Here is a 13955-nt window from a genome sequence, read left to right on the forward strand (position 1 = left end):
CGAAACGGTCCAGCGTCCATGCGCTCTATGGGTTGCGGCTGCCCTCCTCGCGCGACAACGCGACCAGACTGTCCAGGCGAGCGCCTTGAAAAGCGACTGCCGTTCCTTGTTCAAATACCTTGCGCGCCAGCCCGGTCAACACGGTGCCCGGCGGGAATTCGATGTGCAGGCGAGCGCCCCGCTCATAAGCGGTTTGCACCGTGCTGCGCCAATCAATGACGCGGCACATGTTGAAGGCCAGGTCGTCGCGCAGCTTGTCCGCAGTCAGCATTGGCCGCGCCGTGCTGCCACTCAGATAGCGCACGGCGGGGGCTTGAACCGTCACCGTGGCGAAAGCCTCGGCCAGGGCCTGCGCCGGTTGTTCAAGCAGCGCACAGTGGGACGGCACGCTTACCGCGAGACGCTTGACCGTTGCTGCGCCACCGGCTTTCGCCAGGCGCGCCACTTCAGCCATCGCCTCGGCGCTTCCTGCGATCACAAACTGGTTTTCGGCGTTGATATTGGCGAGGTACACAGGCGATGCGTGACCGTGCACGTCAGCGACCAACGCTTCGACGGCGGCTTGATCCAGCCCGATAATTGCCGTCATGCCATAGCCCTCGGGATAAGCGCTTTGCATCAACTCGCCGCGCAACGCCACCAGTCGCACGGCGTCAGCAAATGCCAACGAACCAGCAGTTACAGCGGCCGGATAGGCACCGATGGATAACCCGGCGACCGTATCCGGCGAGCAACCCCGGGACTGCAAAACCCGAGCGCTGGCGACACCGGCGATCAACAAACACAGCTGAACGGCGCGGGTGGATTGCAACGCTTCGGTTGAATCCAGTAGCAGCACATCTTCCGCCAATACGTCGCTGGCTTCGCTCAGGCAATCACGTATCAGTTGCTCATCCGGCAACTGATTCAACATGCCCGGCTGCTGCGCGCCCTGACCGGGAAACACCCAGAAACTGCTCATGCGCAGGCCTCGGTGGGCTGCCACGGTTGAGTGACCAGCCAGGCGCCGAGTTCGCTCTTGAGCAACACCTGACGCGAGGCCCCTGCCCATTCCCGCAATGCCAGCGCGCCAAAGGGCGTCTGCAATTGCACGTCGATGCGGCACACGGAACGATCCAGAACCTGTACCAGTTCGGCCGCCCAATCACGGCTGACAAACCGCGGCGTACGCACAATCAAATCCAGATCACTGTTCTGATGCAGTGCCGCCACGCCGCTGGCCAATTCGAAGCCAGCGCTACCGCTCACGCCCCAAGGCAGCGCCAGCAGATCCATCAACGGCCGAATTTGATCCAGCGCTTGCAGTGCAGGCCAGTCGTGTTTTCCATGAACATGGGTCAACTGCTCAGGACGTACACGACGCTTAATAGCATCTCGCGGCATCAGTGCCGCAAACCGTTGCTCACGACCCGGACCACGAATGCCCACCGCGACGAGCGCTCGCGGCGCCAATGAACGACGCACCACCACCGGATGCCCAAGGCCCACGGCCTCAACCACCCAGTCCGGCGCATCGGCAGGCAAGGCAGACACCGGCATACCCCACAACAAATCGTGGGGCAGTACCGTCAGGTCAGTGTTCATTTACCACTGCGCTCGCAGCAGTTCGCGAACTTTTGACGAGGCTTGACGATTGCTCGCGCCCAGTCGGCTGCTCAGGTCATTCCCAGTGGCCTTTACGTCTTTGATTGCACTGTTCAGTACGTCCTGAACGTGGCTGATATCCATGGCGGAAGGCTGTTCGATCTGGCTCACCGACAAGGTTTCCCAGAGCAGGCCAAGGCTCGCGTAACTCTCGATGTCGTACGCCATGGGCGGGATGCTGGCGGCGAGTTTTTCCAGTTCGTCGACGCTGCGCAACGTGACCCGCGCTGCCGACTCTTTGCCCATGGCATGCACCATGACGCCCGGATCACGCAGGGCAATCAGTCGATTGGCTTGATAACCGTGAGCCAGAAACGCCCCGGACATGGCCTTGCCAACCAGTAAACCAATCACTGCATGACCGGCCAATCGCGCACGGGCATAACTGTCCACAGCGCCCGCCAACGCTTGATGAATACCGAGCGCCTCTTCGCGTCGTCCATACGCCTGGCTTGGCACATCGACGATGGCGATCAAGGCGCGCTTGTGTTCGTTATCGCGGTCCAGCTCAATGGCGGAATCCACCGCTTTGGCCAGGCCCCACCCTTCCAGCAACCCAACCTCGCCGCTGCGAGCACGGGGAAAACGGTTGTCAGCATCGGCGACCACCGCCAGAAAGCGAACCGGCTGATCGCCCAACACCCCGTCGGCGGCTTTGACTGAATGCGGCAAGCCCACCACTTCTGCCGCGTTGGCGCTGAGCGCCTTGAACCAGTTCAAACCTCGTTGAGAAGCGCTCATGACTTTTCTCCTGCATACAGATCGCGAACTGCCTGCGGTTCGATTTGGGAAGTCGTATCGAGGCGCGCCAGACGATGCAGAAAGGTGTCGTACTGACTGCTGCGCTCCTTGGCCGGAACACCGAGACTGATCCAGCCAGTCACTTGTTCACGGATCGCCTGCACATCGTCAGCGGCAAAACCGTCCACCAAGTGGCTGGCGTAACGCTGCTCGCCTCCGGTCAGGCTCCAGATGAAAGGCCGATCGCGGGAGTCGTACTCTTCGATGCCCGCTTCCTGCTCGATCACTTGCGGGCCGTTCAAGCCGAGTCGCGCTTCCTGAGTCACTAGCAAGTAGCTGCACAGGCCCGCCGCGATGGACATGCCGCCGAAGCATCCAACACTGCCCGCCACCACGCCGATCACCGGCTGGTACTGGCGCAGGTCGACAATCGCCGCGTGAATCTCGGCAATTGCGGCCAGGCCAAGGTTGGCTTCCTGCAAGCGAACGCCACCGGTTTCCAGCAGCAAAATCGCGGCAGTCGGGATGCCGTTGCGGTTGTCTTCAGCGGCCAGCTCCAGAGCCCCGGCCATTTTCGCGCCGCCCACTTCGCCCATGCTGCCGCCCTGAAACGCACCTTCGATGGCGGCGATAACCACGGGCAAACCACCGACCGTTCCCTTGGCGACAATCACCCCATCATCCGCCTGAGCGACGATGCCTTGCTTGATCAGCCAGGGCGACATGACACGATCAAAAGGCCCGATCAACTCACGAAAGCTGCCTTCGTCGAGCAAGGCCTTGGCCCGTTGCCGGGCACCCAATTCGACGAAGCTGTGTTGCTGGAGCAAGCGTGCGGTATCAGTCATGGCCGATCTCCTCGAAGCCTTGTTCCAGACGTAACCGGACCACGCCCGGCGTCGCGCCGAAGTCGTGAATATCGATGGCCAGAGCTGGCGGTGTTTGACCGTCAAACATGCGCTCGAACAAATGCTGCCAGCGGGCAGACGCACCATTCACCGAAGTCACCACGTTGATCGACAACTTGCCGGGCACACCGGGTTCGAGCAGCACTTCCAGATCACCGGAGCCAACACAACCCACCAGCGCACGGCCTAGCGGCGGCTGCCCGGCGGGGAATTCAAAAGACAGGGTTTCCATGGTCAAACACTCCTCGATTCAGAGCCGAGCACAGGCTCAAGGCTATCGATGAACAAGCAGGCGGCGAGCAAGTCGGCAGCGCCACCGGGGGATGCGTTGAGCTGGAGCAACTGCTGATCCAGCGCGTGCAAACAGCGACGACCGGCCAGGCTCGCGCTGCCGCCTGCATCCAGCACTCGTTGCGCGCCCTCCTGCATGGCGCGCAGGCCTTCAAGGCCGGAGCGATACAAGACGCAGGTGTCCGCCAGCGTGGTCATGATCGCCAGCAAGGCATCAAGACGCGCATTTTGCTCGCCACTGCCAGAAGCACGGCTGCGTTGCAGTTGCGGCAGGCCTTTTTGCATGACGGCGGGGAAGCCCAGTTGCGCCTGTTCTTTCGCGCCCATGGCGCCGTAACGCTGGGCCACTTGAGCGCCGTGGCTAAGTTGCGCAACCACGTTGCGGTCCTCAATCAAGGCCAGCTGTGCAGCACGAAAAGTCAACTGCGCTGCGCTGCAGTTATCCGGTTCAAGTGCGGCAGCGGTGACCAACAGGCCCAAGGCCCAGATCGCACCACGGTGGGTGTTCACGCCGTTGGTGGTACGCAGCATCGCTGCTTCACCTTCGCGACCAATGCGCCCCAGGGCCTCGCGCAAGGGCTGGCCGATTTCGCCGAACTGTTCGGCGGCTTCAGCCATGTCTTTGAACATCGGCCACAGCGACAGCGCCGACGCATGCATCAGGCCCAAATGCAGATCGCTGTGCGCGCCGCTGCCACGCCGGTCCACCAGCGCCGGTTTGGGAGAAAGATCAGCCTCGTCAATCAACGCGTCGACAGCAAGGTCAGCCAGCTGTTCGACAAACAACGGGCTGTCAGATTTGGCTTTGGGTGCAAGTGCGCTCATCACCAGCTCCTGAATTTGGCAGGCGGGTTGTACAAGCCGCCCGACCACTGAACCAGATCACCGATGCTCTTGGCGGCGAGCAATTCGCGGCTGGCATCGGTGCGGCGGATGCCCAGGTCTTCCGGCAGCGCAATCAAGCCTTCACGGCGCATGCGGGCGGTGTCTTTGGGATTGTGGCGCATGCCGATGACGGTCACGCCTGCCACCGCTGCAATCATCGCCTGACGCTCTTCCAGGCTGCGTGCCTTGTACAGATAGGCGATGCCTTCTTCGGTGAGCAAATGGGTGACGTCATCGCCATAGATCATGATCGGCGCGAGGGGCATGCCGCTTTTCTTCGCCACTTCGACTGCATCGAGGGTTTCCACGAAAGTCGGTTTGCCGCCTTCCTGGAACGTCTCGACCATCTGCACCACGAGCTTTTTACCGCGCTCAAGGTAAGCATCCGGACCGTCGCCGCTCTGTTGACGCATGTCCAGCCACGCGGGGGTTGGATGACGACGTCCGTGAGGGTCGTGGCCCATGTTCGGCGCCCCCCCAAAACCAGCAAGGCGACCACGGGTAACGGTTGAAGAGTGGCCATCACCATCCACTTGCAAGGTCGCGCCGATGAACAAATCTACGGCGTACTGCCCGGCCAGTTGGCAGACCATGCGGTTGGAACGCATCGAGCCGTCACGCCCGGTAAAGAACACGTCTGGCCGGGCAGCAATGTAGTTTTCCATCCCCAGTTCAGTGCCGAAGCAGTGCACGCTCTCGACCCAACCGCTTTCGATGGCGGGGATCAATGTCGGGTGCGGGTTGAGCGTCCAGTTGCGGCAGATCTTGCCCTTGAGGCCGAGTGATTCGCCGTAGGTCGGCAGGATCAATTCGATGGCAGCGGTGTTGAAACCGATACCGTGGTTGAGCGACTGCACATTGTGTTTTTCGTAGATACCACGGATCGCCATCATCGCCATCAACACGTGCACCGGTTTGATGTGGCGCGGGTCGCGGGTGAACAGTGGCTCGATGTAAAACGGCTTGTCGGCGACCACCACGAAGTCGACCCACGACGCAGGGATATCAACGCGAGGCAGATCGCTGACGTCGTCCACCAACTGGTTGACCTGAACGATGACAATGCCGTCGCTGAACGCGGCAGGTTCGATCAAGGCGGGGGTGTCTTCGGTGCTGGGCCCGGTGTAGATGTTGCCCGCCCGGTCGGCCATGAAACCGGCAGAGAGCACAACATTGGGAATCAGATCGACCACGAGCCGCGAGTACAGCTCGATGTAGGTATGAATCGCGCCGATTTCCAGCAGGCCGTCTTCCAGCAACTGGCTGATGCGCAGGCTTTGCGTACCGGCAAAGGAGAAATCAAGCTTGCGGGCGATGCCGCGTTCGAACAGATCCAGATGCTCCGAGCGCCCAACGCTGGGCATGATCATGTGCAGGTCGTGCAGCTTGGCCGGGTCGACTTTGGCCAGGGCACGGGAAAGAAAATCCGCCTGCTTCTGGTTGTTGCCCTCCAGCACCACACGGTCACCGGACACCATCAAGGCTTCCAGCGCCGCGACGATGTTGTCGGTCGGCAACACCACACCATCGGCAAGATGCCGCACCTGCTCGAGCCGCCGCTGTTTCTCGGTGCGACGACGCGACCAGCGCGCGTCGGGGGTCGTTATTGTTGTCATGTCCACTCCACGATTTCGCTGTCGTGGGCCACCTTAGGAGCTAAGGGTGCGGGGCATCAATCAAGTAGAGCGTGGGATCGTTACGGTTGGAGTAACGATGAAATGCTCATCAAATCTTAAAGGGGTCAGTTCACTGACGTGGGACCGGCTTTAGCCGGGAAGAGGTCTGTACAGCCAGTACATCGTCATCGTTAGAAATACCGCCTTCCCGGCTAAAGCCGGTCCCACGTCGGCACCGCGGTGTTTCAGGCAGATCGCATCATCGTTCATCGCGGGCAAGCACCGCTCCCACAGGAGGCAGCAGCTTCGCAGCGACTACCGAAGCGATCGCTCAACCATCGCATTGGCCATTTCAACCAGATGCACAACAGAAAACGCCAGATCGCGCTTTGAACCGGTCAGGCTATCGCCGCATTCGTACGCGGTGGCCATGGCGCAGCGCAGTAACTCTGAGGCATGAGTCAGGGATTGCTCTTGAGTCAGGGCGTGATTGGCGAGGAAGGGTATTTGGGGTGATGTTTCGGGCATTAGATTGCATCCAATAAAAGACAAAGGAGCCGCATCCTTCGCTACCAAACGAAGGGGTGGCGGCCGTGCACAAGTTGGTAGAACCGGTTATTGGCACCCGGCGCATCCGAAGATGCCATGCGCACGGCCACCATAATCGCAAGCCGCAAAAAAGCGCCTTTCCGAAGGTGGCGCATTGCGCCAATAAGCTCGAGGTCTACCAAACCTGATCGCTGATTTTGCAGCGACGGCAGGAGGTTAGAGACCCCAATCACAGGGCGCAATAGGCCGGGATTTTCTCGGAAATTTCACTCACGGGAAAGGGCGATGTCTGGCTGTAGAGCGGGGAAGTTGTGGCTCAATATCTCGGCGGGTAAGAAACATCTAACTCATCGCACCAGTGGCGTGCACGCAAGATGTAAACGCGAATTCTGTAGGAGCGCACGAGCAACGCGAGGCCGCGATGGCGGTGTATCAGGCAGGACGCTATCGCTGCCTCGCGTTGCTCGTGAGCTCCTACAGATGCGGTAACTACTAATCGACAACAACGCTCAATCCAAGACCAACCGATACCGCGTACTCCGTCCTCCCCCGGTAGCCAGAATGCTGCCAGATCCAGTTCAGGGGTACGTTCATTGTGACGGCCGTTTTGCACATGAGCCGAATAGCCGATTTAATCGGCTCACGTATCTAACTGGGTACGCATTTTTCGGTAGGAGCGAACTTGTTCGCGAACGGCTGCGCAGCAGTCGTATATCTGACGGCCCGATTCCAGCAAATGCACCGAGTCGCGGCCATTGCTGCCGCTTCGCGCCAGATCGCGAACAAGTTCACTCCTACAGGTGGCTCGTTTCTGACGACTCGGCCAGGCCCGCATCAACCAACCATTGCTCCAACCCCACCAGATCGGGGATCTTCGCGACGGTTTCGCCGATTTGTACGGCCGCGAGTTCAAGCGCATCGAGGGGGACGTCAACATAGCTGAGCTGGTTGTCGACCTTGCAGGAACGGGGAATGCCTTGAGTCAGCAGGGCAATGAATTTCATTTCATCTCGGCCGCCCAGGGCATTGAGCACGACGATACGCGCACGGCCGCCAACAAGGGTCCGGCCGCCGCATGCGGCTTCGAAACTGAGCAGGGGCAAAGTGCGCTGCCGCCAACTGATCGGCCCCAGGTACCATTCGGGGGCATCGCTGCCTGCGCTGCAATCCTGATAGTCGATGAGTTCCGCCACGGCGACGTTGGGCAACAGCAAATTGCGGTCGCTCAGGGGCAGAATCAAACCGGTCAGTTGTGTGGCACTGGCAGCGTTAGGCATTGACCTGACTCCAATAGGCGATGCTTTCGAGCAGCACTGATTCCTGATACGGCTTGCTCAGGTACTCATTAACGCCGAGACCCATGGCACGGTCGCGGTGCTTCTGCCCGGAGCGGGAGGTGATCATGATGATCGGCAATTCCTTGAGCTGCTCGTCGGCGCGAACATGGCCAAGGACTTCGAAACCGTCCATGCGTGGCATTTCGATGTCCAGCAACATGACGTCCGGTACGCGCTCCTTGAGCAGCGCCATGGCGTCGACACCGTCTTTGGCCGTCAATACATTCATGCCGTGACGCTCCAGCAGGCGGCTGGTGACTTTGCGAACCGTGACCGAATCGTCCACCACCAGTACCAGCAGCGGTCGGCCCTGCTCGGCGTCGCGCCAAACCGGCACGCTGCGCCCTGCAGCTTGCTCGGCCTGCAAGCGGCCATGCAACCGGCGAATGTGCGCCAGCAAATCGAGAATCAGCACAACGCGGCCATCGCCCAGAATGGTCGCACCGGAAATACCCTGCACCCTGGAAAACTGCGGGCCAAGGCTTTTAACGACGATTTCCCGCGAGCCCGCCAGCGCATCGACCTGCACCGCCACCCACTGGTCCTGAACATGCACCAGCAGCACCGGCAGCGGTTGAGTCTGGCCGATGAACGAAGGCGGCTGACTGTAATTGAGCAGTTCGCCCAGATAACGCAGTTCGTAAACCCGCTCGCCGTACTGATAACGCGGCGGCGTTGACTGGTAGCACCTTTCCAGCTCGCCGGGCATGACCCGCACAATGCCTTCGACTGTATTGAGCGGCACGGCGTATTGCTCTTCGCCGCATTGCACCATCAGTGCACGGTTGACCGACACCGAGAACGGCAGGCGAATCCTGAACAGCGCCCCTTGCCCCTGCACCGATTCGATCACCATGGTGCCGCCCAGTTGCTTGACCTCGGCATGCACCACGTCCATCCCGACGCCGCGCCCGGAAATCTGCGTGACGGTTTCTGCGGTGGAGAACCCCGGTTCCAGAATGAACTGCAACGTCTCGTGATAACCCGGCTGTGCATACGCCGGGATCATGCCGCGCTTGATGGCCTTCTTTCGCACTGCGTCCAGGTCCACACCTGCGCCGTCGTCGCTCATCTCGAAGACGATATCGCCACCTTCGTGCTTGAGATCCAGAAGAATGGTGCCGAACTCGGGTTTGCCCTGAGCCAGGCGTTCCTCGGTGCTTTCAAGGCCATGATCGATGGCGTTGCGCAGCATGTGCTCCAGCGGCGCGACCATGCGTTCGAGCACCGTACGGTCCATCTCGCCTTCAGCGTTACCCACCTCGAAATGGACTGTTTTGTGCAGCTCGGCGGACACCTGACGCACGATGCGTTTGAGGCGCGGCACCATGCGTTCGAAAGGCACCATGCGCGTGCGCATCAGGCCTTCCTGCAGTTCGGTATTGACCCGCGCCTGTTGCAGCAAAAGGGTCTGCGCGTCGCTGGCCCGGGCGTCGAGGGTTTCCTTGAGGTCCATCAAGTCAGACGCGGACTCGAACAAGGCGCGGGACAATTGTTGCAGCTGGGAATGGCGATCCATTTCCAGCGGGTCGAAATCTTCGTAGCCCAACCGCTCGGCCTGCACTTGCTCCCGGCTGAGGATGCTGCCTTGAGTTTCCATGTCCAGACGCCGCAACTGATCGCGCATCCGCTCAATGGTCGTGGCCATTTCGGCGAGGGTGCCTTCGGCGTCGATGACTTGCTGTTCGATGCGGCCGCGAAAGATCGATGTCTCGCCCGCCAGATTGACCAGCGTTTCCAGCTCTTGTGCCGGCACCTTGACCATCTCGCTGGCCGAGCGCTCACCCTCGGTATCAGGAGCCGGGGCTGGATCGGGCATGAGTATGGGGGCTAACGGTTCGAGCATCGCTGGCGCGAGGGGTAAACCCGTTGAGCCATCACCAGAGGCTTGCTTGCGAATGCTCTCGATCAGCAACGCAGCGCCAGGCAACGGCTTGTCGGAACGCACTGCGTCGAGCATATCGCCGAGCAAGTCGTGGCCGCTTTGCAGCAGGCTGATGGTGATCGGATCGGGCTTCACTGTCCCGGCTGACAGACTTTCGTACAGCGTTTCCAGCTCGTGAGCCAGATCGCCAATAGGTGCGATTTCTGCCATGCGCGCGCCACCTTTCAAGGTGTGCAAATCGCGCAGCAAGTTTTCCACTTCGAGCAGATTATCGGGGTCGGCCTGCCACCGTGTCAGCGCCGCTCCGGAGCTTTCGATGAGGTCGAAGCCCTCTTCGAGAAAGATGTCCAGCAACTCGGTGTCGCGCTCAGGCGAAGCATTGGCTTCGACTTTGGGTTGTGCCGGTCTGGCTCCAGACTCGCTTATCGACACCGGCAGGGTGCCCATGCGCAAGGCCCGAATGGCATTGACCAGCGCCGTTGGGTCGCTCAGCACCCGGTGCTTTTGTAACTCTTCAAGCATCAACGCCAGGTGGTCATGACTCTTGATCAGCAAGTCAGCCAGTGCCGGAGAATGGCTGTAGCGGCGATCGATCAAACCTTCGTAAACGCTTTCCAGCTCGTGACCCAGATCGCCGACAGGGCCGATTTCTGCCATGCGGGCGCCACCTTTGAGGGTGTGCAGGTCACGCTGCAACGCCGACAGCGGCAGCGGGTTTTCCGGGTCATCGAACCAGCGCTGCAGGGCTTGCCCGGCGCTGTCGAGGATATCTACCGCTTCCTCGAGGAATATCTCGACGATCTCGTCATCGAGGGTCAACGGGTCGCCGTGAATCGGCTCATGACGGGCCAACGTCTCGGTGGCCGCGTTCAGCTCGGTGATGCTCAGCGTCTGGCTGCCGTCGCTCTTGATGAGGCCTGTGGCCGAAGGGTCCAGCGCCTGATCAAGCAAGGCGCGCAAGGCCTGGATACGCGCCGGGCAAGCCTCAACTTCCTGCCCGGCGGCCAGTTGATCGAGCATGCAGATCAGCGTTTCATGGGCCTGCTCGGCCTCATCGAAAAAGCGTTCGCTGACCGCCAGGCTGCTTTCTTCCACCGCCCCATACAGGTCCAGCAAAGCCTCGCAGAGTTCGTCCATTTGCGGCAAATCAGCGAGGTGCGCGCCGTGCCCCAAGGTGGTCAGCTCATCCAGCAGCGCAGAGAGCTCCTGCCGTTCGCCGGGGTGTTCACGCCATCGCTGCAAGAGGTTTTCCGCGTCCAGCAGAATGTCCATGCCTTCGGCGAGAAAGCTCTCGATCAGTTGCGGATTGCGTTTGACCCGTAAACCATTGTTCGACGCACTCAACACCGCGGCCAGCCGCTCTTGCAGCACGGTCTGGGCAGCATCGATCAGCGCGGCCGCACCGGGAATCGTCCCCAATGGATCACTCGACAGCTGCGCCAGGCCGACCAGAAGCAGTGGCTCAGCCTGGCGTAATAACTCGAGCTCGGCCTGCCCCAACGCCAGCATATGCGCCTTGTACTCGCGCACCAGTTGATCCAGCGGGCTGGTCAGTTCGGCAATCGGCAGCACGCCCGCCATGGAGGCGCTGCCTTTGAGGGTGTGCAGCGCGCGCAGCAGATCGTCGCTGATGGCAGGCTCTGGATCATTGGCGCAGCTCTCCAGAAAACGCTTGAGACTGTCCAGATGACTCAGGGCTTCCTGGCGGAAGATTTCCAGCAACTGCGGGTCGAGCTCGTCGGTTTCGGTTTCGGTTTCGTCACCGGCAACAACGTCGAAGGTCAGCAGTCCTTGACCTCTGGCCAGGGCATGCGCCTGGGCAGCGAGGCGGTCCACATCATTACGCTGACGCTGAGCGCCCTGAGCAAAGTCCTTGAGGACGGCTGGCAGCAGTTCCAGCACTTCATTGAGCAGTTGCTGAACGTGCTCGTCGGGTTTGACGCTGTTTTCCAGAATTCGGTTGAGCAGGTTTTCCACCGCCCACGCCAGCTCGCCGAGGATCAATGCTCGAACCATCCGCCCGCTACCCTTGAGGGTGTGGAACGCACGGCGCACTTCGGTCAGCGCGGTGGTGTTGCTGCGCGCATCGTTGAGAGAGCCAATCCATTGCGGAAGGTATTCGCGCAAGGCGGCGAGGACTTCCTCGGCTTCTTCAAGGAAGACTTCCAGTAACTCGTCGTCCACCGCTTCTTCATCGGCGGGCGGCGGCAACAGGCTGTCGGGGGTATGAAGCGCGGGCGGGTTTACGCCGGACATTGGACTGGCCAGCACATCGGCGATGGTCTGCGTCGGGCTGACCAAGGCGTTCCGGGCTTCCAGCTCGAGAATCTCGTCCTGGCTGATGACCTCGTCCAGCACCGGCACGTCGAGGGTATCTGACGCTGGCGTGTAGCCCAGTCGCGCCAGGCTTTCCTGCGCCATGTCGAGCACCTGTTCGCCCGGTGCTTCATGGTCTTCGCCCATGCGCTCCAGGTAATACTCGATGCCGGTAATGGTGTCCGCGAGGCTGTCGAGCTGCGTCCAGGCCGGACGGTTTTCGTCGATCAGCAGGTGTTCAAGAATGTAGTCGTTGCAGGCCGCCAGCAAACTCGCTGCGCGGGCCAGGGGAATCATTGCCAGCGCGCCGCGCACTTGTACCAGCAGCGCCGATAATGGCTCAAGGCGCTGGCGATCCCATTCGCCGTCGATGTAATCGATGATCACATCCTTGGCTTGCTGCAGCACGACCCGGGCTTCGCGGATCACCAGTTGATGAATCTGCGTCAGGTCGGTGGTGGGCAGACGGCTGTCTTCACGATTGGCGGCCTGCTCAACCGGGCCGACCATTCCGGCCAGTGTTGCCTCGACATAGAGCAGCGCCCCGGCCACGTCCATCAGTGCGGCGTCACTCGGTTCGCGCTGGCCCTGCGCCAAACCCTGCACCACGGCCAACTGATCGATGATGACCTTACGTGGCTGACCGAAGCCCAACACGGCCAGGGTGTCGGCGATCTGCCGCAACGGCGGTAAGAGGCTGTTGAGCTCGCTGACCGATTTTCGATCACCGCGTACGAACACATCCAGCCGCTCTTTGACCCGCACCAGCTCTTCGCACAAGGCACTGATCACCGAGCGCATTGCGTCGCGGTCGGGCCCGAGGCTCGTCCGTTGCTGGCTGGGCGGCGTGGTGTCGGGCAGCGCTTCGTCCAGACCATACTGGTCCTTCAGATCAACCATTCGCGGCGCCTGGCTGTCTGACTTGGCGATGTAGAACAACAGGCTTTTGAGCAGCTCATCCGGCGCAGGCTGGTTGATACCCGCAATGCCCTGCTCCAGCAAGCGTTTGAGTTCTTTGTCGGCATCCTTGAACAGGCTGCGCAATGCCGGGCTGTTGGTGAAATTGCCATTGAGCATGGTTTCCACCAATGCCGACGCAATCTGCCACAGCGGACCCAATGGCGCGTTGTCGCACAGCTGTTCGAGGCGTGCGAAGACCTTGCCCATGTAGCCGAGCTGGGTTTTTACGTCCTGCTCACGCAACAGGCCAACCAGTGCGGTTTGCAGGGTCTGACGTAATTTGCGCAACAGCGCGGGCAGCTCGGGGCTGTCACGTTGCGCGAGAGTTTGCGCATCCAGCGGCGCAACACTGACCAGTTGCGGCGCGAACAGGCTGGTTTCCGAGAGCAGGCTTTCACCCCGGGCACTGCGCAAGTCATTGAGCAGCGGCAAGACCACCAACGGCAGATCGCGCCGGGCAGAATGAATACGGTCCAGATACGCAGGCAGTTGCGTCATGGCCTGAGTCAGCAAATGCTCGGCCTCGGCACGCTCCGCAACGCGATCCTGCTGCAAGGCGAGCGCCAGTTGTTCGACTTCTTCGGCCAGCAACGCTGCACCGTAGAATTCGATCATTTGCAGGCTGCCGTGCACCTGATGCACGCAATCCAGACACTTATCCATCGCCGCCGTGTGCCCGGGATCGGCAATGTATGTATCGAGGGCGTGGCGGGCCTGCTTGAGGGTTTCGGCGATTTCGCCTTTTACCCACTCCAGCGCCACATAGTCGTGCCGATCAGCCATGACGACTCCAATACCCAGCTTGATTGCTTATACCGAAGTT

General features: G+C 60.8%; 9 protein-coding genes and 1 pseudogene. All 10 read right to left on the reverse strand.

Going from position 1 to position 13955, the window contains the following annotated elements:
• Window positions 1-25 precede the first annotated feature (25 nt).
• The 10 genes and pseudogenes from mdcH to CKW31_RS02155 all read right to left on the reverse strand — a co-directional run bounded on the left by mdcH (window position 26) and on the right by CKW31_RS02155 (window position 13915).
• Entirely contained in the window at window positions 26-961 is a 936-nt protein-coding gene (gene mdcH, locus CKW31_RS02110; RefSeq protein WP_095092782.1) for a malonate decarboxylase subunit epsilon, read from the reverse strand.
• The gene (locus CKW31_RS02115) at window positions 958-1584 is read right to left on the reverse strand and encodes a malonate decarboxylase holo-ACP synthase (protein ID WP_095092784.1); all 627 of its coding nucleotides are present in this window, start codon (window positions 1582-1584) and stop codon (window positions 958-960) included. The genes mdcH and CKW31_RS02115 overlap by 4 nt, the downstream gene beginning before the upstream one ends.
• Window positions 1585-2385, reverse strand: a complete 801-nt coding sequence (mdcE, locus tag CKW31_RS02120) for a biotin-independent malonate decarboxylase subunit gamma (protein ID WP_095092785.1) — start codon at window positions 2383-2385, stop codon at window positions 1585-1587.
• Window positions 2382-3233 (reverse strand): biotin-independent malonate decarboxylase subunit beta, encoded by an 852-nt coding sequence (locus CKW31_RS02125; RefSeq protein WP_095092787.1) that lies wholly within the window; start codon window positions 3231-3233, stop codon window positions 2382-2384. Before CKW31_RS02125 ends, mdcE begins: the two co-directional genes overlap by 4 nt.
• Window positions 3226-3525: a malonate decarboxylase subunit delta gene (locus tag CKW31_RS02130; protein WP_087265683.1), complete on the reverse strand. Its 300-nt coding sequence runs from the start codon at window positions 3523-3525 to the stop codon at window positions 3226-3228. The genes CKW31_RS02125 and CKW31_RS02130 overlap by 8 nt, the downstream gene beginning before the upstream one ends.
• Window positions 3526-3527: 2 nt before the next feature.
• Window positions 3528-4409, reverse strand: a complete 882-nt coding sequence (locus CKW31_RS02135; RefSeq protein ID WP_095092789.1) for a triphosphoribosyl-dephospho-CoA synthase — start codon at window positions 4407-4409, stop codon at window positions 3528-3530.
• Window positions 4409-6085, reverse strand: a complete 1677-nt coding sequence (mdcA, locus tag CKW31_RS02140) for a malonate decarboxylase subunit alpha (protein WP_027901332.1) — start codon at window positions 6083-6085, stop codon at window positions 4409-4411. The genes CKW31_RS02135 and mdcA overlap by 1 nt, the downstream gene beginning before the upstream one ends.
• 315 nt (window positions 6086-6400) lie before the next feature.
• Window positions 6401-6586: pseudogene (locus CKW31_RS02145) on the reverse strand (DUF6124 family protein); the annotation flags it as partial.
• Window positions 6587-7428: 842 nt separating this feature from the next.
• A complete protein-coding gene (locus tag CKW31_RS02150; protein ID WP_095092793.1) occupies window positions 7429-7911 on the reverse strand; it encodes a chemotaxis protein CheW in 483 nt (160 codons plus the stop codon).
• Complete coding sequence (locus tag CKW31_RS02155; protein ID WP_095092795.1) at window positions 7904-13915, reverse strand: Hpt domain-containing protein; 6012 nt, start codon at window positions 13913-13915, stop codon at window positions 7904-7906. The genes CKW31_RS02150 and CKW31_RS02155 overlap by 8 nt, the downstream gene beginning before the upstream one ends.
• Between the last annotated feature and the right edge of the window lie 40 nt (window positions 13916-13955).

The organism is Pseudomonas sp. Irchel 3A5, from assembly GCF_900187575.1.
Lineage (GTDB): Bacteria > Pseudomonadota > Gammaproteobacteria > Pseudomonadales > Pseudomonadaceae > Aquipseudomonas > Aquipseudomonas folii.

Coding starts and splice junctions, on each gene's coding strand:
- CKW31_RS02135 (WP_095092789.1), bottom strand. CDS start 4,409: ATGAGCGCACTTGCACCCAAAGCCAAATCTGACAGCCCGTTGTTTGTC.
- mdcA (WP_027901332.1), bottom strand. CDS start 6,085: ATGACAACAATAACGACCCCCGACGCGCGCTGGTCGCGTCGTCGCACC.
- CKW31_RS02125 (WP_095092787.1), bottom strand. CDS start 3,233: ATGACTGATACCGCACGCTTGCTCCAGCAACACAGCTTCGTCGAATTG.
- CKW31_RS02155 (WP_095092795.1), bottom strand. CDS start 13,915: ATGGCTGATCGGCACGACTATGTGGCGCTGGAGTGGGTAAAAGGCGAA.
- CKW31_RS02115 (WP_095092784.1), bottom strand. CDS start 1,584: ATGAACACTGACCTGACGGTACTGCCCCACGATTTGTTGTGGGGTATG.
- mdcE (WP_095092785.1), bottom strand. CDS start 2,385: ATGAGCGCTTCTCAACGAGGTTTGAACTGGTTCAAGGCGCTCAGCGCC.
- CKW31_RS02150 (WP_095092793.1), bottom strand. CDS start 7,911: ATGCCTAACGCTGCCAGTGCCACACAACTGACCGGTTTGATTCTGCCC.
- mdcH (WP_095092782.1), bottom strand. CDS start 961: ATGAGCAGTTTCTGGGTGTTTCCCGGTCAGGGCGCGCAGCAGCCGGGC.
- CKW31_RS02130 (WP_087265683.1), bottom strand. CDS start 3,525: ATGGAAACCCTGTCTTTTGAATTCCCCGCCGGGCAGCCGCCGCTAGGC.